25 protein-coding genes are annotated in these 24,590 nt (G+C 65.0%); 14 read left to right on the top strand and 11 right to left on the bottom strand.

The features are described 5' to 3' along the window. Positions 1–94: 94 nt before the first annotated feature. Together C4K39_RS29665 and C4K39_RS29660 are read left to right on the top strand one after the other, a co-directional pair. The gene (locus tag C4K39_RS29665) at positions 95–811 is read left to right on the top strand and encodes an MgtC/SapB family protein (protein WP_068582769.1); all 717 of its coding nucleotides are present in this window, start codon (positions 95–97) and stop codon (positions 809–811) included. A gap of 206 nt (positions 812–1,017) precedes the next feature. Beyond that, on the top strand, positions 1,018–1,428 hold the full coding sequence (locus C4K39_RS29660) for a response regulator (RefSeq protein WP_124348136.1): 411 nt from the start codon (positions 1,018–1,020) through the stop codon (positions 1,426–1,428). A gap of 1 nt (position 1,429) precedes the next feature. On the opposite strand, the gene C4K39_RS29655 is transcribed toward C4K39_RS29660, so the two are convergent. Then, positions 1,430–1,969: a PaaI family thioesterase gene (locus C4K39_RS29655; RefSeq protein ID WP_068582776.1), complete on the bottom strand. Its 540-nt coding sequence runs from the start codon at positions 1,967–1,969 to the stop codon at positions 1,430–1,432. 109 nt (positions 1,970–2,078) lie between these two features. Further along, positions 2,079–2,987, bottom strand: coding sequence for a LysR substrate-binding domain-containing protein (locus C4K39_RS29650; RefSeq protein WP_124348135.1), 909 nt, complete (start codon positions 2,985–2,987; stop codon positions 2,079–2,081). 97 nt (positions 2,988–3,084) lie between these two features. Between C4K39_RS29650 and C4K39_RS29645 the strand changes: the two genes are divergently transcribed. The 4 genes from C4K39_RS29645 (at position 3,085) to C4K39_RS29630 (ending at position 7,125) form a co-directional block, all read left to right on the top strand. Continuing rightward, positions 3,085–3,960 (top strand): pirin family protein, encoded by an 876-nt coding sequence (locus C4K39_RS29645; RefSeq protein WP_124348134.1) that lies wholly within the window; start codon positions 3,085–3,087, stop codon positions 3,958–3,960. 145 nt (positions 3,961–4,105) lie between these two features. Beyond that, positions 4,106–4,732, top strand: coding sequence for an isochorismate family cysteine hydrolase YcaC (gene ycaC / locus C4K39_RS29640; RefSeq protein ID WP_022639815.1), 627 nt, complete (start codon positions 4,106–4,108; stop codon positions 4,730–4,732). A 260-nt stretch (positions 4,733–4,992) separates the two neighbouring features. Next, the gene (locus tag C4K39_RS29635; RefSeq protein ID WP_124348133.1) at positions 4,993–6,435 is read left to right on the top strand and encodes a mechanosensitive ion channel family protein; all 1,443 of its coding nucleotides are present in this window, start codon (positions 4,993–4,995) and stop codon (positions 6,433–6,435) included. 249 nt (positions 6,436–6,684) lie between these two features. Further along, positions 6,685–7,125 (top strand): carboxymuconolactone decarboxylase family protein, encoded by a 441-nt coding sequence (locus tag C4K39_RS29630; protein ID WP_068582788.1) that lies wholly within the window; start codon positions 6,685–6,687, stop codon positions 7,123–7,125. Positions 7,126–7,136: 11 nt separating this feature from the next. On the opposite strand, the gene C4K39_RS29625 is transcribed toward C4K39_RS29630, so the two are convergent. Continuing rightward, a complete protein-coding gene (locus C4K39_RS29625) occupies positions 7,137–7,901 on the bottom strand; it encodes an AraC family transcriptional regulator (RefSeq protein ID WP_124348132.1) in 765 nt (254 codons plus the stop codon). A 97-nt stretch (positions 7,902–7,998) separates the two neighbouring features. Between C4K39_RS29625 and C4K39_RS29620 the strand changes: the two genes are divergently transcribed. From C4K39_RS29620 to C4K39_RS29595, 6 genes are all read left to right on the top strand, one after another. Continuing rightward, positions 7,999–9,126 (top strand): MFS transporter, encoded by a 1,128-nt coding sequence (locus tag C4K39_RS29620; RefSeq protein WP_124348131.1) that lies wholly within the window; start codon positions 7,999–8,001, stop codon positions 9,124–9,126. A 97-nt stretch (positions 9,127–9,223) separates the two neighbouring features. After that, entirely contained in the window at positions 9,224–10,135 is a 912-nt protein-coding gene (locus tag C4K39_RS29615; RefSeq protein WP_124348130.1) for a universal stress protein, read from the top strand. Between the two features lie 223 nt (positions 10,136–10,358). Continuing rightward, positions 10,359–10,742, top strand: coding sequence for a DUF2946 domain-containing protein (locus C4K39_RS29610; protein ID WP_068582797.1), 384 nt, complete (start codon positions 10,359–10,361; stop codon positions 10,740–10,742). 118 nt (positions 10,743–10,860) lie between these two features. Next, positions 10,861–13,029, top strand: a complete 2,169-nt coding sequence (locus tag C4K39_RS29605; protein ID WP_124348129.1) for a TonB-dependent receptor — start codon at positions 10,861–10,863, stop codon at positions 13,027–13,029. 52 nt (positions 13,030–13,081) lie between these two features. Beyond that, positions 13,082–14,575, top strand: coding sequence for a PepSY domain-containing protein (locus tag C4K39_RS29600; protein WP_124348128.1), 1,494 nt, complete (start codon positions 13,082–13,084; stop codon positions 14,573–14,575). Positions 14,576–14,701: 126 nt separating this feature from the next. Then, complete coding sequence (locus C4K39_RS29595) at positions 14,702–15,232, top strand: DUF3087 family protein (protein ID WP_068582805.1); 531 nt, start codon at positions 14,702–14,704, stop codon at positions 15,230–15,232. Position 15,233: 1 nt separating this feature from the next. Here C4K39_RS29595 and C4K39_RS29590 read toward each other — a convergent pair whose 3' ends face one another. Beyond that, positions 15,234–17,843 (bottom strand): patatin-like phospholipase domain-containing protein, encoded by a 2,610-nt coding sequence (locus C4K39_RS29590; RefSeq protein WP_124348127.1) that lies wholly within the window; start codon positions 17,841–17,843, stop codon positions 15,234–15,236. A gap of 331 nt (positions 17,844–18,174) precedes the next feature. Here C4K39_RS29590 and C4K39_RS29585 point away from each other — a divergent pair, with 331 nt between their 5' ends. Further along, positions 18,175–18,957: a sulfite exporter TauE/SafE family protein gene (locus tag C4K39_RS29585; RefSeq protein ID WP_124348126.1), complete on the top strand. Its 783-nt coding sequence runs from the start codon at positions 18,175–18,177 to the stop codon at positions 18,955–18,957. 64 nt (positions 18,958–19,021) lie between these two features. Here the strand turns inward: C4K39_RS29585 and pcsA are convergent, their stop codons facing one another. After that, on the bottom strand, positions 19,022–19,738 hold the full coding sequence (gene pcsA / locus C4K39_RS29580; RefSeq protein ID WP_053137528.1) for a phosphatidylcholine synthase: 717 nt from the start codon (positions 19,736–19,738) through the stop codon (positions 19,022–19,024). A gap of 242 nt (positions 19,739–19,980) precedes the next feature. Next, complete coding sequence (ampC, locus tag C4K39_RS29575; protein ID WP_124348125.1) at positions 19,981–21,153, bottom strand: class C beta-lactamase; 1,173 nt, start codon at positions 21,151–21,153, stop codon at positions 19,981–19,983. Between the two features lie 216 nt (positions 21,154–21,369). On the opposite strand from ampC, the gene C4K39_RS29570 reads away from it, so the two are divergent. After that, positions 21,370–22,245, top strand: coding sequence for a LysR family transcriptional regulator (locus tag C4K39_RS29570; RefSeq protein WP_124348124.1), 876 nt, complete (start codon positions 21,370–21,372; stop codon positions 22,243–22,245). Positions 22,246–22,355: 110 nt separating this feature from the next. Here the strand turns inward: C4K39_RS29570 and C4K39_RS29565 are convergent, their stop codons facing one another. From C4K39_RS29565 to C4K39_RS29545, 5 genes are all read right to left on the bottom strand, one after another. Further along, positions 22,356–22,568: a YXWGXW repeat-containing protein gene (locus C4K39_RS29565; RefSeq protein ID WP_068582819.1), complete on the bottom strand. Its 213-nt coding sequence runs from the start codon at positions 22,566–22,568 to the stop codon at positions 22,356–22,358. A gap of 93 nt (positions 22,569–22,661) precedes the next feature. Further along, the gene (locus tag C4K39_RS29560; protein WP_124348123.1) at positions 22,662–23,141 is read right to left on the bottom strand and encodes a periplasmic heavy metal sensor; all 480 of its coding nucleotides are present in this window, start codon (positions 23,139–23,141) and stop codon (positions 22,662–22,664) included. Beyond that, positions 23,138–23,575 carry a hypothetical protein gene (locus C4K39_RS29555; protein ID WP_124348122.1) on the bottom strand — a complete coding sequence of 146 codons (438 nt, stop codon included), beginning with the start codon at positions 23,573–23,575 and terminating at the stop codon, positions 23,138–23,140. The genes C4K39_RS29560 and C4K39_RS29555 overlap by 4 nt, the downstream gene beginning before the upstream one ends. Then, complete coding sequence (locus tag C4K39_RS29550) at positions 23,572–24,153, bottom strand: RNA polymerase sigma factor (RefSeq protein WP_068582828.1); 582 nt, start codon at positions 24,151–24,153, stop codon at positions 23,572–23,574. The genes C4K39_RS29555 and C4K39_RS29550 overlap by 4 nt, the downstream gene beginning before the upstream one ends. A 48-nt stretch (positions 24,154–24,201) precedes the next feature. After that, positions 24,202–24,501 carry a YXWGXW repeat-containing protein gene (locus C4K39_RS29545; protein ID WP_068582831.1) on the bottom strand — a complete coding sequence of 100 codons (300 nt, stop codon included), beginning with the start codon at positions 24,499–24,501 and terminating at the stop codon, positions 24,202–24,204. Between the last annotated feature and the right edge of the window lie 89 nt (positions 24,502–24,590).

Raw genomic sequence — 24,590 nt, 5'->3', positions numbered from 1 at the left:
GCAGTACCGGCAAGCGGCAGGTTTTCAGTGGGCGGTGCGCTACTTGTAACCTGCCGCTGCTAGCCTGCCACTTGTCGCCAAAAGGATCTTAGCCATGCAAGCCCTGCACAACATCAACCTGGATTCGCTGATCGATACCCTGGTCAGCCTCAGCACAGCGTTCATCCTTGGCGGCCTGATCGGCTTCGAGCGCCAGTTCCGCCAGCGCACCGCCGGGTTGCGCACCAACGTGCTGGTGGCGGTGGGGGCGGCGATCTTCGTCGACATGGCCAACCGCCTGGGCGGTGCCGAGGGCGCGGTACGGGTGGTGGCTTATGTGGTCTCGGGCATCGGTTTCCTCGGCGCCGGGGTGATCATGCGCGAGGAGGGCAATGTACGAGGGCTGAATACCGCCGCCACGCTCTGGGCATCGGCGGCGGTCGGGGCCTGTGCCGGTGCCGACCTGATCCTCGAGGCCTTGCTCGGCACCCTGTTCGTGCTGGCGGCCAATACCCTGCTGCGGCCCATCGTCAACAACATCAACCGCCAGCCTCTGGATGTGGTGTCCGCGGAGGTGACCAATATCGTCTATGTGATTGCCCAGCGCTCCAAGCAGAAGGCCGTGTTTGCCCTACTGGAGGCCGAACTGGCGCGCTGCAACTACCCGGCCAGCGATGTCGATGTGCACGCCTTTGGCAATGAGGAGGTGGAGATCGAAGCGACCCTGGCCACCACCTCGGTGGACGGTGACGAACTGGATGCGCTGGTGGCCCGGCTCTCGGGATCGCCCTTGGTGCAACAGGCCTTCTGGAGCCCCAGCACCACCGAGTGAGCGCAGGTACGGATCCTTCGCGACACGTCCAGACGACGTGGGACCGTGACTCTTCGGCCTGTGCGCAAGGCCGATGGCAGGACCGAGCCGGAGCGGTTTTCAGAACGATCTCATGGCAAGCCCGTGGACGCTTGCTCCAGCCTTCTACCGGTTCAGAAGGACAGGCCGGCCTCGGCCGGTCGCTACTTCGCCACAGGACCAGAAGAATGGCCAACACCACACTGCGCATACTGATTGCCGACAACCAGCATTTTCATCGGCTGCAAATCGAGAGAGCCCTCAACCAGTTGAGTTACTACCGGATCGCCCCCGTGCATCGGCTGGAGGAGTTGCTGACCCTGGTGGAGTACGCCAGCGCCCCGTTCGACCTGGCGATCATCAGCGCGACCTTGAGCGTGCCGGGCGCATTCGACCTGCTGGACTTCTGCATGGACAACCGGCAATTGCACCAGGTGCTGATCTACGACTGCCCGGGCTGGCCCAAGCTGGCCAGCCACCGGCGCCAGAGTCTCCATGTCAGCCATGCCCACTTGCCGGATCGCAAGGCGCTCGGGCAACTGATGCGGTTGATCGATCCACCCGGGTATCGGGCCCTGGCAAGCCCGAGTCCGAGCTAGTTCAGCCCCTGGGCTGGAGGATCATGCAGGTCGTGCTGCCGGTGGCGTACAGGCGGCCGTCCACGTCATAGATGCGCCCTTCGGCCAGGGCCGTACTGCGGCCCAGGTGTACGATCTTGCCTTCGGCCCGTACCGGGCCGCTGTCTGCGGTCAAGGCCCGCACGTAGCTGATGCGCAAGTCCAGGGTGGTGTAGCCCTGGCCCTTTTGCAGGCGGGTGTGGATCGCACAACCCATGCAGGAGTCCAGCAAGGTCGCGGCGTAGCCGCCATGGACAGTGCCCAGTGGATTGTAGTGGCGTGCATCCGGGGTGCCCTGGAACACGAACAGGCCGCTGGACCATTCGATGGGCACGAAGTCCAGCAAGGTGCCGATAGGCGGCGAGGGAAGCTCACCGTTACCGATACCCTCGAAGAATTCTTGTGGCGTCAGCTCGCTGACCTGGGCCAGGGGCAGGCTGCCAGGGCCGGCGAGGCGGGTGCGCATGGCCTGTTCCTGGTCTTGCCATTGGGCTAGCAGGGTGTCGCGTGATGGGCTTTGCATGGCGTTTCCTCGATGGGGTCCTGACGTCTCGAAGAAATATTATGATTGAAATATTTATCTGCACAGGGGTATTTCCGCCATGGACCGGCCATTTCCAGCCGTGTCTTGCTCACGCCATGTCGCTACGGCTGAATTCATCGCCCAGGAAGTCGATCAGGCTGCGCACCGACGGCAGCAGGCCCCGGCGTGAAGGGAAAATGGCATGGACGATCCCGCAGCGTGGCGCCCAGCCGGGCACCAGTTCCCGCAGGCGCCCGGCATCCAGGTCGTCGCGTACCACGACCTTGGGCAAATGAGCGATGCCAATGCCGGCCAGCACCGCATGGCGCAAGGCGATCAGATCGTCGGTGACCATTCGGGGGTGGTGGCGGATCATCGCCTCGGCGCCCTCCGGACCCAGCAGTTGCCATTGGTAGTCACGCTGCGCCGCGCCCCAATGCAGGCTCGGCAGGCCGCTGAGATCGGCGGGTGAGGGCGGGTTCGAAAAATGCCGGAGTACATCCGGGTGCCCCACTAGGCACTGAGTGCTATTGCCCAGGACCTTCATCACCAGATCGGTATTTTCCAGGGGCGGAAAACGCACCCGCAGGGCGATATCGAACCCCTCGTGGATCAGGTCCACCCGGCGATTGGTGCTCTCGATGAACAATTCCACCAACGGGTACTTGAGCATGAAGCGGGTGAGCATCGGCCCCACCCAGGAGTTCAACAGCGCCGTGGGGCAAGCCACCCGTACCAGGCCCTGGGGTTCGGAACGATTGCGCTCGATGACTTCCGCCGCGCCTTCGGCTTCCACGCGCATGGCCAGGCAACGCTGGTAGTACTCCTGGCCGATCTCGGTCAGCGAGCAGTGCCGGCTGGTGCGCTGGATCAGGCGTACGCCAAGGCGTTCCTCCAGTTGGGCGATACGCCTGCTGAGCTTGGACTTGGGCATGTCCAGGGCCCGCCCGGCGGCGGCGAAACCACGATGCTCCACCACCTGGGTGAAGTAATAGAGCGTATTGAGATCTTCCAACATCGTTCTCCAAATAGAACGCTAAGGGCGATTTTTGCAGTCTAGCGTGGCAAAGGTATCGGTTTTAAGGTGTGTCCATCAGAAAGTTCTGGAGGACCACATGAAAAACATCATCGGTATCTACACCAGTCCAAGGCCTCACTGGGTCGGCGACGGCTTTCCGGTCCGCACATTGTTTTCCTACGACCAGATGGGCCAGCACATCAGCCCATTCCTGTTGCTCGACCATGCCGGTCCCGCGCAGTTCAGCCCTACCGGCGCCCGGCGCGGGGTCGGCCAGCATCCCCATCGCGGTTTCGAAACCGTCACCATCGTCTACGACGGTGAGGTCGAGCACCGCGACTCCACCGGCAGCGGCGGCAAGATCGGCCCCGGCGACGTGCAGTGGATGACCGCCGCCTCGGGGATTCTCCACGAGGAGTTTCATTCGGCCGAGTTCGCCCGGCGCGGCGGCAACCTGGAGATGGTCCAGCTATGGGTCAACCTGCCGGCCCGGGACAAGCTCGCGGCACCCGGCTACCAGACCATCCTGGCCAGCGACATCCCGCAGATCCCGTTGCCGGGCAATGCCGGCAGCCTGCGCCTGATCGCTGGCCAGTTCGCTGGTCGCCAGGGGCCGGCCCGGACCTTCACTGCGATCGATGTCTGGGACATCCGCCTGGAGGCCGGCAAGCATCTGGACCTGGAGCTGCACTCGGGACGTAACACGGCATTGGTAGTGTTGCGTGGCACCTTGCTGGTCAACGGCCAGGAACCGGTGCGTGAGGGGCAGCTGGCGCTGTTGGCCCGCGATGGCCGGCAGCTCAGTCTGGAAGCCAACAACGATGCGATTGTGCTGTTGCTCAGCGGCGAACCCATCGACGAGCCCATCGTCGGCCATGGTCCGTTCGTGATGAACAGCGAAGAGGAGATTCATCAGGCCTTCGTCGATTTCCAATCGGGACGCTTCGGCCAGATGGACGCCGCCGATCACTGATCGGCAGCGCTTGCGCGACGACCAGGGGCAACTAGGCTCTGCCAGTCGCGCGCTACACCCCGGCGCCCGCCACCCTCGGGTGGTGTGTGCACGGGCTTCACTCAGGCCGGATTGCCCGGCATCGATCATTAGCGAGGACTTCATCATGACTACTGCTTACAAACGCCTGGACAAGGACAACGCTGCCGTTCTGCTGGTAGACCATCAGGCCGGCTTGCTGTCGCTGGTGCGCGATATCGACCCCGATCGCTTCAAGAACAACGTCCTGGCCCTGGGCGACCTGGCCAAGTACTTCAAGCTGCCGACCATCCTCACCACCAGTTTCGAAACTGGCCCCAATGGCCCGCTGGTGCCCGAACTGAAGACGCTGTTCCCCGATGCGCCGTACATTGCCCGTCCTGGCCAGATCAATGCCTGGGACAACGAAGATTTCGTCAAGGCGGTCAAGGCCACCGGCAAGAAACAGCTGATCATTGCCGGCGTGGTGACCGAAGTCTGCGTGGCCTTCCCGGCGCTTTCGGCCCTGGAGGAGGGATTCGAGGTATTCGTGGTCACCGATGCCTCCGGCACTTTCAATGAGCTGACCCGCGACTCGGCCTGGAACCGCATGTCCGCCGCCGGCGCCCAACTGATGACCTGGTTCGGCCTGGCCTGCGAGCTGCATCGTGACTGGCGCAACGACATCGAGGGCTTGGGCACCTTGTTCTCCAACCACATCCCCGACTACCGCAACCTGATGACCAGCTACAACACCCTGACCCAGGGCAAGTAAGCCAGTCCTGGTAGCCGCTGCCGAGCCCGCGAGGCTGGCAGCCCCCGTCGATGCGCGGTACCCCGGTTCATCGCGCAGGCAGGTTGGGCGACTCGTGCCGGGCCGTGCGCAGCCTGCGGCAGCGGCTACACCTGATAGGCCCCTGAAGCCGTCGTATCCCGGCGGCTTACCTCTTCCCCTCCATGCCCGGTTTTTGCGGCTATACCTGCTGCAAGCCCTTTCGTGCGATCTTGCCGTCCTCGTCTTGCCGGAGCGCCTCGATGTTTTCCCTGTTCACCGACCATCCGTTGTTGGCCGCGCTGTTCCTGCTGTTCCTGGATATCGTGCTGTGGCGAGTGATAGGCGCCCGCGGCGAGTACTGGAAGCTGGCGGTACGGGTCCTGATCTTCTGCCTCTACAGCCTGATGCTGTTCAACCAGGGCATGAACCCTTTGCAGGCCGCGCCCTGGCCGGACGACATACCGTTGCACCTGGCCGCGACCGGCCTGGAGATTGGCTGGTGGCTGTTCGGCGCACGGACCCTGACGGTGCTGCTGGGGACCCTGATGATGCAGCAGGTCGGCCATACCGGACGCTTGCTGCAGGACCTGATGGGGGCGGTGATTTTCCTGATCGCCATCATCGCGGCCCTGGCCTATGTGCTGGAGTTGCCGGTCAAGGGGGTGCTGGCCACTTCCGGGGCGCTGGCGATCATCGTCGGCCTGGCGCTGCAGAGCACCCTCAGCGACTTGTTTTCCGGGATCGTGCTCAACACCACCAAGCCCTACCAGATCGATGACTGGATCGCCATCGACGGCACCGAAGGGCGGGTGGTGGACATCGACTGGCGCGCGACCCGGCTGCAGACCTCCCAGGGCAGCATGGTGGTGATTCCCAACTCCCTGGCCTCCAAGGCCAAGATCACCAATTTCAGCCGGCCCAGCGATGTCCACGGACTGTCGGTGAGCTTGCAGGTCAGCCCCCATGCCCGCCCGCAGAAAGTGATCGAGGCCCTGGAGCGGGCGACCCTGGGTTGCCGCTTCCTGCTCGCCAGTCCGGCTGCCAGCGTGGCCATGAAAAGCACCAGCAGCAGTGGCGCGGAATATGAGATCAGCGGTTTCGTCGCCAGCATGGGGCAGAAGCGTGAAGTGCGTAACCAACTGTTCGACCTGGCGTTCCGTCATCTGCAGGCCAGTGGCGTCAGATTGTTGTCCAGTACCGAAACCAGCCAGCCGGTGGCCTTGTCCCGGCCCCGGGCATTGCTGGATACCTCGAGCATCTTCTCCACCCTGCGCCAGGAGGAGAAGGACACCTTCAGCCAGAACATGCAATTGCAGACCTTTCGCTCCGGCGAGACCATCTTGCCGGCCGGCGAGGTCAGCGATCATCTGTTCATCATCGAGTCGGGGGTGGTGTCGGTGACCATGCAGCGTGAAGGCCAGCCGTTCGAGGCCGGGCGCATGGGGCCGGGCGAGGTGATCGGCGAGGCCGGGGTGGTGTCCGAGGAGGCGACCCTGGCGCAGTTCTCGGCCAAGACTTTCTGCAGCCTGTATCGCATCGACAATGAATTCCTCAAGCCGTGCCTGGATGCCCGCCACGATATCAACGATGCCATGAGGAACCTGCTGGATTTCCGCCGGCATATGGCCCAGAGCCTGACCCAGGCGCTGCCCAAGCCAGTGGCCAGGAAAGGCTTCATGCAATGGCTGCGTAGCCGCACCTGAGGCGCGCCGACCAACCATCCGCCAGCCGCGCCAGTTGCTGTAGCCGCTGCCGAGCTGGCGAGGCAGCGCCCGCCGATAAGCGCTCGCAAGCCTATTGCATAAACCGAGCGGGCGACACGAACCAGCAGGTCAAGCGGCTACACGAAGCACCAGGTATTGGTCTAGCCAAGTTCCCAGGGATTGGTCATTGGTCACGACCAGGGGCTGGCGTAACGTGGCGGCATCCTCACTGACCCGGAGTTTCCCCTCATGCAACCACGCCTGGATTTCTATACCGCCTCGCCCGAGGCCCTCAAGGCCATGCTCGCCCTGGAGGCTGCGGTCTCGCGACTGCCCCTGGAGAAATCCCTGGTCGAACTGGTCAAGCTGCGAGCGTCCCAGATCAATGGCTGTGCCTTCTGTGTCGACATGCACAGCGTCGATGCCCTCAAGCATGGCGAAACCCAGCGTCGCCTGTTCGCCGTGGCGGTATGGCGCGAAAGCCCGTTCTTCACCCCTCGCGAGCGTGCCGCCCTGGCCTGGACCGAAGCCCTGACCCGGCTCGCCGAGACCCAGGCACCGGACGCCGACTACGAGTTGCTGACCAGCCAGTTCAGCCCCAGCGAATGCGTCGACCTGAGCATGGCGATTTCCACCATCAACAGTTGGAATCGCCTGGCGGTGGGCTTTCGCAAGTTGCCCCAGGCCTGAAGCGTCGAGTTTCACTTGAAGTAGGCGCGGGGCGTGGTACCGGTCATGGCCTTGAAGAAGGCGATGAAGATGCTGTCGCTGGCAAAACCCAATTCGAAGGCGCTGTAGCTGATGCTGCGCCTGGTGGCGAGCAATTCGATGGCGCGCATCAGCCGCCATTGCTGCCGCCATTGCTGGTAGCCAAGGCCAGTCTCGCGCTGGAAAATGCGACCGATGGTCCGGCTGCTGGCACCGACTCGGGTCGAGAGCACCTGCAGTTCCGGTGGCAGGCTTTGCAGGTCGTCCAGCAGAGGTTGCAGGCGTTTGTCCCGGGGCAGGGGCAAGGACAGCGGTTGGCGCGAAGCCGTAGCGATTTCCTCGAGGCACAAGCCCAGCAGGTGCGGGTAGCGCCCCTGGCCCCAGTCACAATCGAAGGCAGCCTGGGCCATGGGCTCCAGTACCGCGTGCAGCAATGGGGTGACCTCGATCACCGCCACCTCCGCGGGCAGCCGCGGGGCCAGTTCGGGGCAGAAGTACAGTGAGCGGTAATCCACGCTTTGCTGCATCTGGGCGCGATGCCGGACCCCAGACGGTATCCATGCCGCTCGCGAGGGCGGCAGCAGGCACAGGCGGTCGGCCAGGGTAATGCGCGTGCAGCCCTGGCGGGTGTACAGCAACTGGCCGCGCCGGTGCTGGTGCAGGCCGGAATCGTGGTCGCCCAGGGTTGCGGCGATGCCGACCACCGGGGCAGTGAAGGCGTCCGGGTCGAAGCGGGCCTGGGGCTCGATCCATGCCATGGTTGTCTGGTTTCCGATGTTTATTGGCAGGGCTTCGATAATACGCCAATGCTGCCTGCCTAGAATCGTCGGCATGTTTTTCTTGCCGAGCACTCTGATGAATCCCCGTACCTTAATGCCCCTGGCCATGATCTTGCTGATGTTCCCGCAGATCGCCCAGACCCTCTACAGCCCAGCCCTGGCCGATGTCGGCCAGGCCTTCGGCGTGCCCCCGGAACAGGCGGCCCAGAGCCTTTCGGTATTCATCCTGGGGTTTGCCCCGGGCGTTGTATTGTGGGGCCGCCTGAGCGATCGCTGGGGCCGACGCCCGGCGTTGCTGGGCGGCCTGGCCCTGTATGCCCTGGCCCAGTGCCTGGGGCTGCTGGCCAACGACTTCGCTGCCTTTTTGTGTTGCCAGGCCCTGGCCGCCATGGGCGTGGCGGCTGGCTCGGTGGTGACCCAGACCTTGTTGCGGGACCTGTTCCAGGGGCGTGAACTGGCCCGGGTGTTCTCCCTGGTGGGCATGGTGCTGGCGGCCAGCCCGGCCATTGGCCTGTTCGTCGGTTCGGGCCTGACCCAGGCCCTGGGGTATCGCGGAGCCTTGGGCGCGCTGTTGGTGCTGGCCCTGATATTGCTCGCCTGTTGTGCCCGAGCGCTGCCGGAAACCCGTCCGCCGGCCCAGCCCCTGGCGCCCCTGGTCGGGACCCTGTGGCAGATGCTGCGCGATACCGGTATCTGGCGCTCGGCGCTGCTGGTGGCGGCGTTCAACATTGCCTTGCTCAGCTACTACAGCCTCGGCCCCTTCCTGTTCCGCCAACTGGGCCAGGGCGAGCAATGGTTCGGCTACAGCGGCGCGTTGCTGGCCCTGGGCTCCGGCTGTGGTGCCTGGTGCAATCGCTGGTTGCTCGGACGCGGTTGGCAGAGTGCCCGGCTGCTGGTGCTGGCGGCCCTGGCGGTGCTGGCCGGAGGCCTGGGGGTGCTGGCCTTGCAACACAGCCTGTGGCTGGTGTTGCCCATGGGCGCAGTGGTGCTGGGTTTCGGCCTGGCAATCCCGAATATCCTCGGCTCGGCCCTGGCGGCCTATAGCGACCGACTGGGCAGCGCCGGGGCCCTGTTCGGGTTGTTCTATTACTTGTTGATCGGTGCCGGATTGCTGCTGGTGGGTTGGGGCCAGGCCCTGGGGGCGAGCCTGTGCCTATGCGGCGCAATGGCCCTGTTGCTGTGCTTGCCGGGCTTGCGCCGCTAGTCTTTATGGAGAAGCGCTGGCGCCGTTGATGCGTATCAAGGCGTCCGTGGCTGCCAGGCTCGACACTCAAGGCCACTGCCCAACAAGGAGGTGCACCATGAGCCAGTACCAGCGTTTGCTGCTGATCGCCGATCCCCAGCAGCACCAGTCTCCCGCGGCCCGGCGGGCCGCCGCCCTGGCCCGGGCCAGTGGCGCCAAGCTGCATGCCCTGGTGTTCGTCGAACCGCCAGCGCGCACTTACCTGTGGGAAGAACACCTGGAGGACAGCGAGCGCCAGGCTTATCTGCAACGCCATGAGCACTGGCTACAGGTGGAGGCGCAATGGATGCGCGAGCAGGGCGTGGAAGTCAGCACCCAGGTGATCTGGAGCACCCAGGTGCTCAAGGACATGCTGGACTACATCGCCGAGTTCAAGCCTGACCTGCTGATCAAGGACGTGACCCTGGAATCGGCGCTCAAGCGGGTCTTCGTCACACCACTGGACTGCCACCTGCTGCGCGACGCCCCGGTGCCGGTGCACCTGGTCAACGATGCGCCGAACAACCTGCCACGGCGGATCGTCGCGGCGGTGGACCCAGCCCAGTCCGATACCCAGATCAGCGGCCTCAATGCCCAGATCATCCGCACCGCCAATGCCCTGGCCTTGCAGTGCGACGCGCAACTGCACCTGCTGTACGCCTATGACCTGATGCCAATGCTCGACGGCGTGGCGCCGGTGGCTTCCACGGCCTGGAGCGTCAGTTGCCTGGACGAGTTGCGCGACTCCCTGCACCAGGAGTTCGAGCGCCTGGGGGATGAGCACAACGTACCCCAGGAGTTCCGCCACTTCATCATGGGGCCACCGGTCCCGGGCATCGCCCAGTTCGTCGATGAATACCTGGTGGACGCCGTGGTCATGGGCACCGTGCACCGCAGCGGCTTCGGCCGGCTGATCGGCAGTACCACCGAGAGAGCGCTGTACTCGATGCCGGGCAGCATCCTGGCGGTAAAATCCCTGGACCGCGAATGAGCGCCCGCCAGCGTGGTATCCCTGGCTGAGCGCACGATCCCCGGCGGCTCGTGCGCAGCCTGCGGCAGTGCCTACACCAAGCTGTGCCAGCCCTTGTAGCCGCTGCCGAGCGAGCGAGGCTGCGACCGGGTGCGCAGCCGCCACACGAAGCGCTGGGGGGCGTGCTCAGGAAAAATGTAACGGTGATTTTCCACGGCGTTGCCGGCTGTTAACCTTGCGCCCCATGACTCGCACCTCGCCCTATCGCCGCCACGTTGCCTGGACGCTGTATTTCTGCGTGCTGTTCAACGTGTTCGTCTGCGGATTGGGTCATGGCCAGGTGGCAGGGCTGGAGCTCAATGGAGTAGGCGGGCAGTTCTGCTCCGCCCTAGGCAACCAGGGCCCGGCGGTCGACACCGACTTCAGCGACCAGGCAGGTGCCGGTTGGCTCAATACCCTGGTCTGCCCGCTGTGCTCGGCTGTCACCCTGGGCCTGGGGCTGCTGTTCTGCCTGGCCTGGCTGTTGCGCCGCCAGTGCCCGCAACGACCCAAGGTCGCGCAACATGACAAGGCGCCGCCACGCTATGGCTGGCCGCCTCTCAACCCTCGGGCTCCCCCTCTGAGCTGACCTGGCTCCCCGGCGATCCATCACGGTCGCCTCCCTGCCGTCCCTGGCCTGTTGCCGTGCGCGCGTTCGCGTGGCCACGGGTGGGCGGCATTCGATGGTCTTTTCCGAGTCCGAGACTATGAAGTACCTGTATCGCTCTCCAAGCTGCGCGGCGCTGTGCTGCGCCCTGTCTTTCAACGCCCTGGCCGAGGGCACGCTGGAATTGCCGCAGATGCGTATCAGCGCCGATGAACAGAAGAAGTTCGGCCTGCAACTCGATACCCAGGGCACCACCGGTTCGCGCCTGGGCCTGACTCCCAGGCAGACCCCGGCGTCGATCAGCGTGGTCGAGCGCCAGCAGATCGAGCAGCGCGGCGCCGCCACGACCCAGGATGTACTACTGGGCATGCCGGGCATGAACGCCGCTTCCTCGCCGGGTATCCCGGGGTTCGTGTCCTATCGCGGTTTCTCCGGCCCGCAAATCACCCAGCTGTTCAATGGCATCAGCGTGCAGTACGACTCCATCGCCGCGCGACCGGTGGACAGCTGGATCTACGATCGGGTCGAGGCGGTGGGCGGGCCCTCGAGTTTTCTCTACGGCGCTGGGGCCGTAGGCGGCTCCATCAACTACATCACCAAGTTGGCCTCGCGCAGCGAGTCGTTCAACGAAGGGCGGATCAGCTACGGCTCCTACGACAGCCGCGACCTGTCCCTGGGGTTCAACCACGCCCTCAACGCCGGGCCGGGCCCCCGGCACTACGCGCGCCTGGACTTCAACCACAGCACCAGCAACGGCTACATCGACCGCGAGCAACGCGATGCCTGGACCCTGGCCTTTTCCCTGCTGACGGATATCAACGACCAGCTCTCCCACACCCTGGCCTTCGAGTACCAGGACGAGCGTGTCGACAGTCCCTACTGGGGGACCCCGGCCCTGGCACCGCTGGAGGGCAAGATGCAAGTGCAGCGCAGCCGGCGCTTCGAGAACTACAACGTCGAAGACGGTCGCTACGAGCAGCGGGTGCGCTGGTTGCGCTCGATCATCGACTACCAGGTCGATGACGCCACCTCGCTGCGCAACACCCTGTACCACTACAACGCCGATCGCGAATACCGCAACGTCGAGAACTACGCCTACAACGCCGACAACTCCCAGGTGATCCGTTCCGGCATCTTGCTCCAGCGCCATGCCCAGGAGCTCAACGGCAATCGCTTCGAACTGCTGCATCAGAACAATGTGTTCGGCCTGGACAGCCAATGGTCGGCGGGCATCGACTACAGCCACAACGTCATGAGCAACTACCCGCTGTCTTTGCCGGACCCGGTGGACAAGGTCGACCCGGACCGCTTCGAGCCCGGTAGCTTCTGGAAACTGCCCGGAGTGCGCCGCAGCTTCGACAAGAACCGGCGCAACCAGGTGGACACCTGGGCGCTGTTCCTGGAAAACCGCCTGCAACTCAGCGAGCGCTTGTCCTTGCTCAGCGGCCTACGCCATGACCAGATCGACCTGGAAGTGACCAACTACCGGGCCGTCAACGCTGCCAACCCGGCGTTCTTCCAGCGCAAGTACCGGCCTACCACCGGACGCCTGGGGCTGGTCTACGAGCTGACCCCGACGGCCAATGTCTATGTGCAATACAGCACTGCCGCCGATCCGCCCTCTGGGGTCCTCACCACCGCCAGTTATGGCCAGGTGCGCGACTTCGACCTGAGCACCGGCAACCAGTGGGAAATCGGCAGCAAGTTCGACTTCCTCGAAGGGCGCGGCTCGGCCACCCTGGCGGCCTACCGTATCGAACGCAAGAACCTGTCCACCGCCGACCCGGCCAACCCCGGCAATAGCCAGCCGGTGGGCCAGCAGTCTTCCCGCGGGGTCGAGCTGGCGGCGTCGCTGCGGGTCACGCCCAAACTTCTGGCCGAGGGCAACTTCGCCTATGTCGATGCACAGTACGACGAGTTCTATGAAAACGTCGGCGGCCGGCCGGTATCGCGCAAGGGCAACCGTCCCACCAACATTCCCGAGAAGGTGGCCAACCTGTGGTTGACCTACGACCTGGCCCCGTCCTGGCAGGTGGGGGCCGACAGCCGTTATGTGTCGTCGATGTACGCCAACGCGGCCAACACCCGCTATGCACCGGGCTACGCGATCTTCGGCGCCTTCGTCGGCTATCGGGTCGATGCCGATACCCGGGTCACCGCCCGGGTACGCAACCTCACCGACCGGGTGTACGCCCGCAGCACCGCGTCGACCCAGCTGTACCTGGGGGCGCCGCGGACCTTCGAGCTGGCGCTGCAAACGCGCTTCTGACCTGAACCGGCGGGGCGCCCGGGGTGCCCCGCATCGCTGCGAGATCGATGTGATGAAGCGTTACCTGTACCTCTGGCACCGCTGGCTGGGGATCGTCGCCTGCCTATTCATGGCCCTGTGGTTCATCTCCGGCGCCGTGATGCTGTATGTCGGATATCCCAAGCTGACCCCCGCCGAACGCCTGGCGCACTTGCCGCCCCTGGTCCTGGACGAGGCGGGGGCCAGCCTGGAGCGGGTGCTGGCGGCCGCCGGCAACGGGCAAGCGCCGACCAGCCTGCGCCTGCTCACGGTGGCCGGAACCCCGCGTTATGTCCTGGAATATCCCCGGGCGCACAAAGTGGCGGTGGATGCCCGGAGCGCGCAGCTGATTCCACCCACCGACTGGCCCCAGGCGCTGGCGGCGGCCCACCAGTTCGCTCCCGGGGTGGCGGCGAGCGAGCGTGGCGTGGTCGAGCAGGACACCTGGAGCCTGTCCCGGGCCCTGGATGGCGACCGGCCGCTGCATCGGGTGGCGGTGGCCGATGCCGAGGATCGGTTGCTGTATGTCTCCGGTAGTACCGGCGAAGTGGTGCGCGATGCCACCGCCAACGAACGGGCCTGGAACTGGATCGGTGCCTGGCTGCATTGGCTGTATGCATTGCGTGGCATCGGTATCGATGGTGCCTGGGGGCCGATCGTCACCTACCTGTCCCTGGGGGCGACATTGATGGCGGTCCTGGGATTGGCGGTGGGGCTGATGCGCTGGCGCTTTGGCCGTACCTATCGCAATGGCTCGCGCTCGCCTTACCAGGGCTTTGCCCGTTGGCATCACCTGGGCGGCCTGCTGTTCGGGGTACTCGCCATCACCTGGATCTTCAGTGGCCTGATGTCGATGAACCCGTGGACGGTCTTCAGCAGTGCCCGACCGCTGTCGCTGGCGGCCTATCAGGGAGCGAGCCTCGATGCCGGGGCGTTCCCCGTGACCGCCGGGCAGGTCTTGCAGCGCTTCGCCGATGATGGCCTGCAGACCCGGGAGCTGGAGTGGCGAATGATCGCCGGCCAGGGCTACGTGATCGGCTACGACAGCGCCGGGCGCACGCGGATCCTGGACATGGCCGCGGACCGGGTGCTGCTGCGGTTCGAGCCCCGCACCCTGCAACAGGCAGCCCAGGCCATCAGCCCTGGTCAACCGCTGCAGGTCGAGCGACTACAGGCCTATGACTTCTATTACTACGCCCGGGAGCCCCAGAGCATGCTCGGTCATCTGCAGCAGCGCCTGCCGGCACTGCGGGTGCGCTTCGACGATCCGGCCCGGACCTGGTTGCACCTGGATCTCTACACCGGTGCGGTGGTGGGCCAGTTGGACCAGCCACGGCGTGCCTCGCGCTGGCTGTTCGCCCTGTTGCACAGTTGGGACTGGCTGCCGCTGCTGAGCAAGCGACCACTGTGGGACCTGTGGATGTTGCTGTTCAGTGCCGGTGGCTTGCTGATCAGCGTCAGTGGCGTGGTGCTGGGTTGGCGGCGCCTGGGACGCGCATTGCGCCCCCGTCGGCCCCGGGAGCGGTAGCGGTGAATACCGACCTGGATCAAGCCGAGGGGATATTTCCGTTTTGTGCGGCGATTTTCGTCACCGCCGTGGCCGCCAGCGGTGATAATGCCCGCCCATTTCCTTGCCAGTGGAGTCCATCGCCCCATGTTCGTCATCACCCCCCAGGACCCTGAGCTCTACCGTCGGCAGACCCGGCGCAGCACCCTGATCGTCGCCCTGGTGTTCATGGCCCTGGCCATGCTGTTCTCCAGCGCCGCCGTGGCCCTGTTCGGCCAGAGCGGCGGCGATAACCTGGTCTGGAACGCTACTGGGGTGGGCGTCGGCCTGCTGGTGTGCATCGCCCTGGTGCGCAGTGTGTTCTGGAGCCAACCCTGGATGGCGGCAGCGGTCTATGGCTGGCGCCTCAAGCGCAGCCTGATGCGGGTGACCAACGTCATGCACCAGGTCACCGCCGGGGTGGCCGCCCGCGATCCGGCCGCCCTCAAGTTGCTGCGTTTCTATCACCTGGGGCTGGGCCAGATGCACCAGCTCGATGCCAACTCCAGTGCCCATGGGCAGATGCTCGGCGAGGTGGAGCGGCATCTGGCGTTGCTGGCCGAACAGGGCATCGACCCGCAGCAGGAGCGCCTTCAGGCGCAATGGCTGGAGGCGGTCAAGGCGTACCAGCCACGCTGAGCTAGAGCGCTGCTTCACCATCGAGATAGCGCCACAGCGCCTCGGCTATCTCGTTGGCTTGTCCCTCCTGGCCGAACAGCGTCCGGCCGATCTCCAGGCCCAGTTGCCGGTAGCTCTCGAACTGCGCTTCGTCGAAGAACTGGTCCACGGTGCTCTGGTTGGGAAAGCCCGGGTTGTTGCGGGCGTAATTGCGCACGTCGGGGGCCAGCCCGGCGATCAGGCGCGGCTTGAGCACCAGGATCCGGCAATGGGGCTGGGTGGCGATGCCGCTCTCGCAGCCCGGCGTATGGGCATGCACATTGAGCAGTAGCGCGCACTGGCGGCTGTCGGCGCCAGGTGGCTGGCGGAACTGCTCCTGGCTGGCGAACACCGTCTTGAGCAGTGGATGCTGAAGCACGCCCGGGTCCTCGCGGATCTCCAGGGCCTGGTCGATACGCGCCAGGCGCACCAGGTTGGCCAGGTCATCGAAGCGGTAGTCGGGGTCGCAGCCGCAATCGCAGGTAACGATCAGCTTTACCTGGCGTCCCTGGCGCAGCAGTTCATAGGTGGCGGTGTTCTCGAAATGCCCGCCGTCGGACAGGTACTGGTAGTCGCGACGGTAGCCGTGGAAGCGTGCAGTCAACTCATAGAACAGATAGGCCTGGGTGCTGTAGTAGGTCCAGGGCTTGAGGTCCTGCCGGACCCAATGCTGCTGGCCAGGGTCGAGGAAGCGACTGGGCCACCAGATCCCCAGGCGCACGTTGGCCAGGCCCAGCACCAGCGACATGCCCAGGCTGGTGGCACGGCCCAGGCCAGTGCTGAAGGCCGCGCCGGACACCCCGATCCACTGGCCCAGGCTCAGGGGCTGCATGATCTCCGAGGAGGGCGTGTGGTGCAGGTCGCGGCGGTAGGGCTTGCCATCCAGGGTGTAGCCTTCCGCCGGGCCTTCGCAAAGGCCGGAGGTCCCCTCCAGGGCCGGGGCCCAATTCGGCGCGATGCACAGCGGCTGGCCCTTGCGGTCGCGCTGGACCAGCTGTTCGGCAGGGTCCACCGTGAGGTTCATGGTGACGTTGATCAGGTGCACCGGCCCGGCGCTGGGCGTGGCGTAGTACTGCTGCAACGACAGGTCGTCGCTGGACATCGGTTCGGCCACGCTCAGGTAGGTCCGGCGTTGCCGTGCCGGCCCGTTGAAGCGCCGGCCATTGGACGCCCCCAGGTAGGCACGGGTCAGCCGGGCGCTGTAGAAGGCGTGCAGTGAGGAGGTGTTGAGAAAGCCGATGAAGCGTCCACTGACACAAACCAGCGAAGCGGCCAGCAGGCTCAGGAGCAACAGGCGCCAGGCCGTGGCCGTGCTGTAGGACGGCGTGCCGCCATCATGGGCGACCCATTGCACCAGCAACGCCCAGCACAGGCACAGCAAGGTCAGCAGCAGGGCTCCGGCGATCAGTGCGAGGACATCCAGGGGCAGCTTGCGCATCCAGCCCGGAAGCGGCTTCTCGTCCTTGAGCACGACCAGGCGCCGGACCAGCCACATCACCAGGGCCAGCGATGCCATGGTGCCCAGGGCCTGGTAAGCCTGCAGGTACTCGTACAGGGCCTGGGCAGCGGTCACCAGCAAGGCCAGGAAACCCAGCACCAGCACTGCCGCCATGGCCCGGCCCAGGGCCCGGGTGACCTGTACCCGATAGTTGCGCACGCAATTGCTGCACGTGCTGTTGCGGCCCGGGTCGCGATCGTTGGCCAGGTGGCGCACCAATTGCCGGGTGATCAGCAGTGCGCTGCTACCCACCAGGGCGGCAGCCAGGGCCAGGCCTCCCGCTGCCTGCCATTGAGCCAGGGCATAGGCCAGGCCGCCGCCAACCCAGAGGCCGGCGACGATGACCAGCAAGCTGCGGTATGCGCCGTTGTCCAGTCGCGGGGGCTGGTCCAGGTCGCCACGGGGAATCACCAGCCAGTAGGCCACGGCGCAGGGCAAGGCGAAGAGCAGGGCAGCCATCAGCGGCCACAGCAACAGGCTGGCCTGGCTAAGCACCTGGAACAGGCTCAGCAGGCTGAGCAGCAGCAGGATCGGCATCCCGAGCATGGCATGCAATGACAGCCAGTTGCGCCAGGTCATGGCCAGGGCGTAGAGCATGTCGCCGGAACCGGTAGGCGTCAGGTAGCGGCCATTTTCCCGCAGCCAGGCCGCGGGGCCCTGGCCTACCGGGCGTTCGCTGTAGTCGACGCCGGTGCTGATGCGCCCTGGTGGCTCGAAACGCAGCGCCTGGTAGGCGTCATGGGCGGCCTGGGTTTCCGGCTCCAGGGGAGCCTTGTCCCGCAGGCGCCCGGGCAGGAACAGGCTGGAGAAGAAACTGCCGATATAGCCACCGCCACTGACCGTGGAGAGATAGTCGAAACGCGACAGCAGGCTGTTTTCCGCAGGAGAAGCCCCCGGGCTGGCGGCTGGTTGGCCCGGGGCCTGGGCTCGCGCCATCGCCTGCAGGACCCCCAGGCAGAACGTGGCGCTGCGGATGCCGCCACCGGACAGTGCCAGTCCCCAGTTGCCTGCTTCGGGCGCGTGCTGGTGCAGTTTCAGGCGCCTGAAGCGAATGCGCTGCTGTTCGGTCTGGTACGGGGTCTCGTCGGCTGTCATGGACCTTCCTTGGGGGAATGGGGCGAGCCCGGGCGCGGCGATGGGCCTGCCCCGGCGAGCGCCCAGCAGAATACCGGATGCCAGGGAGCAGAGGTACGCAAGCTCATTGCAGGACTGAAAACAGCGCCAGTCAGGCGCAGGGGGCGAGGCCGCTGTCGATTGCCAGGGGTTGTGGCGGGCGCAACGCAAAAGGCTTTTCCATGCTCTGGGTGCATTGCGATTCAAGGGCTGGTTATAACGTTAGATTTTATTCATATAAATGGTCATAAGCTTTAGCCGCTATGCTGCGCCAGTTTTTTACCTGGCCGCGTGATCTGTAGGGCTTTATTTGATGGATGTGGGTAATTTCGGTTTTGTCGTCGCCGGCCTGATTGTCGGGTTCATCGTGGGTATGACCGGGGTGGGGGGAGGTTCGCTGATGACCCCGATCCTGCTCTGGTTCGGGATCAATCCAGCCACTGCCGTGGGCACCGATTTGCTGTATGCCGCCATCACCAAGTCCGGCGGGGTACTGGTGCACCAGAAGAACCGCAATATCGACTGGCGCATCACGGGCTGGCTGACCTTGGGCAGCGTACCGGCAGTGGTGGTAACCCTCTGGTTCCTGAAGAACCTGCATACCGACCCCCAGGCCCTGAACGCGGTGATCAAGCAAGGCCTGGGCGTGGTCCTGCTGCTGACTGCCCTGGCCATTGTCTTCAAGAAGAAACTCATGGCCTTTGCCCAGCGCCATGGCGGTGACTACCGTCCCAGCCCAGGCGGGCTCAATGGCCTGACCGTGGTCACAGGCCTGATCCTGGGCACCATGGTCGCCCTGACCTCCATCGGTGCCGGGGCCCTGGGTACCGTCGCGCTGTTCCTGCTCTATCCGTTTTTGGCCACCAAGCGCCTGGTGGGCACCGAGATTGCCCATGCCGTACCCCTGACCCTGGTGGCTGGCCTGGGCCACGCCAGCATGGGCAACATGGACTGGCACTTGTTGGGCTTCCTGCTGATGGGCTCGCTGCCCGGGATCTGGCTTGGCAGCCATATGACGGGCCGGGTATCCGATGAAATCCTGCGCCCATGCCTGGCGGTGATGCTGTTCTCCATCGGCTACAAACTGGCGTTCTGAGTTGTCGCGCCGGGCCGTTCGTGCCTGGCGATCATTCGCACCGGGCGCCAGGCCCGGTGTCGCTTCAAGCCCCCTTGCCCAGCCATTCCTGTGCCGAGCGCCATAGGCAGATCCCGAGGAAATAGGCCGAGGCCGCCAGCCACAGGCCCATGATCGCCGGGTTGTGCTGCGGGTGGCCGAGGATCAGCAAGGCGCCGCTGAGCAGCCAGACGAAGGTCACGATGATGTTCACCGGCATCCACTTGCGAACCCGGAACGGGTGCAGGAATTGCACCCGGGTCGCGGTCAGCAGGGCCAGGACGAAGATGCTCAAGAGGGTGGTCCAGGGACCGGGTTCGATCAGGTAGAAGCACAGGGCGACGACGTTCCAGGCGGCGGGAAAGCCCTGGAAGTAGTTGTCGTGGCTCTTCATGTTGACGTTGCAGAAACACAAGAGCGACGACAGCAGGATCAGCGAGGTGGCCAGCAAGGCGCTGTATTCCGGCAGCGGAATGTAGCGATAGATGAACAGTGCCGGGATGAACACGTAGGTCAGGTAGTCGATCACCAGGTCCAGCACCGAGCCGTCGATGTTGGGCAGCACCGAACTGGTCTTGACCTTGCGGGCCAGGGAACCGTCGACACCGTCCACCAACAGTGCCACCCCCAGCCACAACAGGCAGGCCTTGGGCTGGTTGTCGAACAGCGCCAGGGTCGCCAGCAGGGCGCTGACCACCCCGGTGGCGGTGAAGCCATGGGCGCCCCAGGCTTTGATTCTGGCGATTTGCATTGTCGTTATCACAGGGCGTCTCTCCGGCGGCTGAGGTGCCTGGGTGATTGCCTGCGCATGTGCGCCGGCAACCCTGGCCAGGTTGCAGTTATCGACCGGAAAACGCCGTGGAAGGTTCAGCGCGGCATCACCCGGCGCAGGCCCGTGGTCGACAGTGCTGGATTGATTCTAGGCCTGGTGGACGCCGACACAAGGAAAACACCACGAGGCACTACTGGCCCCGTGGTGTCCGGCGATCGGTTGCGGTGTGTTCGCTAGTGGGCGCTCTCCAGCAAACCGAGGATCGCGTGGGCAGCCTTGACCCGTTCCTCGTTGGGGTAGTTCTTGTTGGCCAGTAGCACGATGCCGATCTGCTTGCTTGGGACAAACAGCACGTAGGCACCGAAACCGTTAGTGGAGCCGGTCTTGTTGTACAGCGCGTTGGCCTTGGGGAGTTGGGCGGGGGTCAGCCACTGCACAGGGTGGGGTTCGAGGGCCATCTGCGACGAGTTGCCGGCCATCAGTCGGACCAGGGAGACGGGGTAGGCGTAGCGCTCCCAGCCAAGGCCCTGGGTCATGTCGCCGACCTGGTAGTAGCCGCTTTGGGTGCTGGCCACGGCCTTTTGCAGGAGCGGGTCGAGGTGTTCCGGTTGCAGGTTGCCGGCAACGAACTGCAGCAGGTCCGGGGCGCTGGTCTTCACGCCGTAGGCTTCGGCGTCCATGGGGCCAGGGCCGACGCGTACTGGACGGTTCTGTTTGTCGTAACCCTGGGCGTAGTGATCCAGTTGGTCCTTGGGCACGTTGATATAGCTGTGCTTGAGGGCTAAGCCAGGGAACAGCGTGTGCTCCATCAGCTCGTCGAACGGTTGGCCGAGGCTGCGGGCAGCCAGGTAGCCGAACAGGCCGAGGCTGGGATTGGAGTACTGGCGCTGGGTGCCGGGGCTGAAAGTGGGCTTCCAGGTGTTGTAGTAGTCCAGGGTCTTGGCCTCTCCCTGAACCTCGTCGGGAAACTGCAAGGGCAGGCCGCCGGCGGTGTAGGTGCCCAACTGCAACAGGGTGACCGTGTCCAGGACGCTGCCGCGCAGGGCCGGCAGGTACTGGCTGGCAGGGTCTTGCAGGGCCAGCTTGCCGTTGGCCTGGGCATAGCCGGCGAGGGTCGCGGTGAAGGTCTTGCTCACCGAACCCACCTCGAACAGGGTGTCGTTGTCCACCGGCTGCTGATTGTCCTTGGAAGCAACGCCGTAGTTAAAGTAATGTCGCTGGCCATCGACAATGACCGCCACCGCCATGCCGGGAATGCCCTGCTGATGCATCAATGGGCGGATGGTGGCGTCTATGCCGGATTTCAACGGGCTGTTCAGGTGGGTCCCGGCCAGGGCCTGGGAGGAGCCGATGAGCAGCGTGAGGGCGCTGGCCATGGTCAGTCCGCTCAAGGTTATTTGTCGCATGATTGTGTGTTTTTCCCTGTATTTTGGTTATTTTTGCCGCAGGAACCTTCGCTGTCCTTTAGCTTTCGAAAAATCTGGATAGCCTCCTGGAGGCAGGCTCGAGCAGGTTTCCTGGTGGGGGAGGCGCTGGTCGAGCGAGGCCAATTTAGGCCGTCTGCGTAGCGTCGACAAACGACGATATTTCGCAGGAGCTATTAGAAAAACTAAGGTATGAGCATGCTGCGTCCACATCTTCCGTTAAATGCGCTACGGGCCTTCGAAGCCTCGGCGCGCCACTTGAGTTTCACTCGCGCGGCCATCGAGCTGTGTGTGACCCAGGCGGCTGTCAGCCACCAGGTCAAGAGCCTGGAGGCCCAGCTCAATGTCGCGTTGTTCAAGCGCCTGCCCCGTGGGCTGATGCTTACCAGTGAGGGTGAGACGTTGCTGCCGGTGCTGCGTGAGTGTTTTGACCGCATCGCCCAGACCCTGGGTCGTTTCGATGGCGGGCACTACCGCGAGGTGCTGACGGTGGGGGCGGTGGGTACCTTCGCGGTGGGCTGGCTGCTGCCGCGCCTGGGTGACTTCCAGGCGCGTTTTCCCTATGTCGACCTGCGTTTGAGCACCAATAACAATCGGGTGGACGTGGCGGCCGAGGGCCTGGACTACGCCATTCGATTCGGTAGCGGGGCCTGGCATGGCACCGATGCGGTGCAGTTGATGCAGGCGCCATTGTCGGTGTTGTGCGTTCCGGAGATCGCCCAGCACTTGCAGGCCCCGGCGGACTTGCTGGGGCAGACGCTATTGCGCTCCTACCGTACCGATGAGTGGCCGCAGTGGTTTCAGGCCGCCGGCCTGGGAGCCCAGGCACTGTTGCCCCAGAGCATCGTCTTCGATTCGTCCCTGGGCATGCTCGAGGCCGCCCTGCAAGGCCTGGGCGTAGCCCTGGCGCCACCCCTGATGTTCGAGCGTCAACTGGCCAGTGGCGCAATCGAGCAACCCTTCGCCATTGGCATCGTGACGGGCAGCTATTGGTTGACCCGCCTGCAGTCCCGGGCGGAAACCGCAGCGATGGGGGCGTTCAAGGGCTGGTTGCTGGAGCAGGCCAGCCTGTAGCCGCTGCCGAGCCTGCGAGGCTGCGCCAAGGGCCGCAGGGCCTTCAGCGATCGCAGGCCATCTTGTACTTGCGGTCGCTGCTGTTGGTAGCCCAAGCACTGTCCCGTCGTTCAGTACCGCCAATGGCCGGGTACCCAGACCCATTGGTCAGCGCGCCAGCGGTAATGTCCGGCGACCCAGTGGTAACCCGGTGCTGGCGCCACCGGTACCACTTCGACGATCGGCGGAGGTGGCCGACGCGGATGCGCCGGGGCAACGACACAGCCGGCCAGGGTGGTGCCGAGCAGGGTGGCGATCAGAAGGCTTTGCAGGACGCGATGCATGGTCAGGTTTCCTGAGTATGAATAGCCGGCCCGCCACATTGATGGGCCGTTGCTGATTGAACGTGGGGCAGCAGGAAATCCGTCGCTGGTGCTTCAGTTGCCCAGGGCCGCGCGGTTTTTCCCAGGTCCCCGCAGGTACATCGATTCCACCAGGTGCTGGCGTTCCTGGAGCGACAAGCTGCCGGCAAACTCCGCCAGGGTTTCGTCGACCCGGGCCCGCAGGGCGATGTCGGCCTCCCGGGATTGACTCAGTTGGTTGTCCAGCGCCGTGCGATCCAGGGTATCGGCCTGTAGCTCCCGGACCACTGCCAGGCGTGCCTGGCGTCCGGCCATCAGGAGTGGCTGGCTGTCCTTGCGGGTCTGGCGCAGGAGTTGGCGCAACTGGTGCCGGCGTTCCTCGGGCAACTGTGCCATCGCCTGGCGCAGGCCGTGTTGGGGGACTGCCAGGGTCCGGGCGGGGCCGGGCTGGCCCAGCCATTGGTAGAGACCACCGGCAACCCCTCCAACCAGGAACACGTTGAGTAGCAGCGAGAGCACCAGGAAGGTTTTCAGTGGGCGGGGGGACAGGTTCACTGCTCGGCCTCCTCGGTGTTGATGCTCAGGACGAATTCCGCATCGCTCTGGTCGAAAACGCTCGGCAATGCCTCAGTGGAGTGGGGCAGTGGCAGGCTCAAGGCGACGGCCAGCATGCCGGCTGCAACACCGCTCAGACCTACTCCGAGCCAGCCCAGGGAGGCCAGCCAACCGGCGTGGCGGGGCCAGCGCGATACCGCTCGTTGTTGCGCGGACGCGCTGGCGACGATGTGCCGGATCAGTGCGTGGCTGGGTTCGGGGACCTGGTAGCTGTCCAGTCGGCCATCGAGCCAATTGGCTTGTTGCAAGGCCTGGAGGGCATCGGGGTGGCCGGTGTCCAGCAGGCGGCGGGCAGCACTGCGTTCGGCTTCGGGCCAGCGTCGCAGGTCGCTGCCATAGGCATCGGCCAGTTGCGCAAAACGTTCGGGGGTCATGGTGTTCTCCTTCCTGAGAGGTCCGCTCCGGGGGCCTCGGCCAGATGGCTGCGCAGGTTGCGCCGGGCCCGCGACAGCAGGCTTTCCAGGGCTTCGACGCTGATATGCATCAGCGCCGCGGCCTCGGTGTTGGACAGTTCCTGGTAGTACTGCAGGACGATCGCCTCGCGCTGGCGGTCCGGCAGTTGTGCCAGCGCTTGGGCCATGCGCTGGCTCTGGGCCTGGGCTTCGAGCTGGTCGACGGGTGTCGGGGCGCTATCCGCGACCTCGACGGCATGCTCGGTGTCGATGCTCAGGTGCTCTTTGCGCCGCCGCAGACGGTCGTAGCACAGGTTCAGCGCGACCCGATGCAGCCAGGTATCGAAGCGCGCCTGCTCGCTGCGCCAGCTCGCCGCCTGTTTCCAGATCCGCAGGAAACTCTCCTGGGCGATGTCCCGGGCCTCGTCGGCATCCCCCAGCAGGCGGCTGGCCAGGGCCAGCAAGCGCGGCAGCTTGCGAGTGACCATTTCTTTCACGGCCTGGGCTTCGTTGTTGCCGATGCGGGCCAGCAGTTCCAGGTCCGGGTCGGTGTCGTTCAAATGGGCGATTCTCGGTCCGGTAATGGGGCAGTCCAGAGGGTGTCGGGCTCAGCGAGCCCAGTGACCTTCGATCCAGAACCAGTTCGGCCCACGGGCCTGCCAATGCCCGGGGATCCAGTGGCCACGACGCATCACCGGTTGCCAGTGGCCAGGCACCCAGACGTAGCCACGGCCTTGCCAGCCCCAATGCCCGCGGTCCCAGGCGTAGCCGGGGCGAGCCATGGGCGGTGCTTCGTAGCGCATGGGCGGTGGGGCCTGCTGGATGATCACGGTCTGGGCGAATGAGGGGCTGCTGGCCAAGGCGCTGAGCGCCAGGGGGACCAGCAACAGGAAACGGGCAAGCTTCATGATGACTCCTTCAGGCCTGCGTTGGCTGATGCACGCAGCTGATGGGTTCAACGATAGATGGCGGCGCAATCCGTCGCGGCGCGATGAAA

This window comes from Pseudomonas sessilinigenes (assembly GCF_003850565.1).
In the GTDB taxonomy this organism is placed as follows: Bacteria; Pseudomonadota; Gammaproteobacteria; order Pseudomonadales; family Pseudomonadaceae; genus Aquipseudomonas; species Aquipseudomonas sessilinigenes.
The sequence above is the reverse complement of the archived record's forward strand: the minus strand, read 5'-3'. Positions and strand labels throughout refer to the sequence as shown.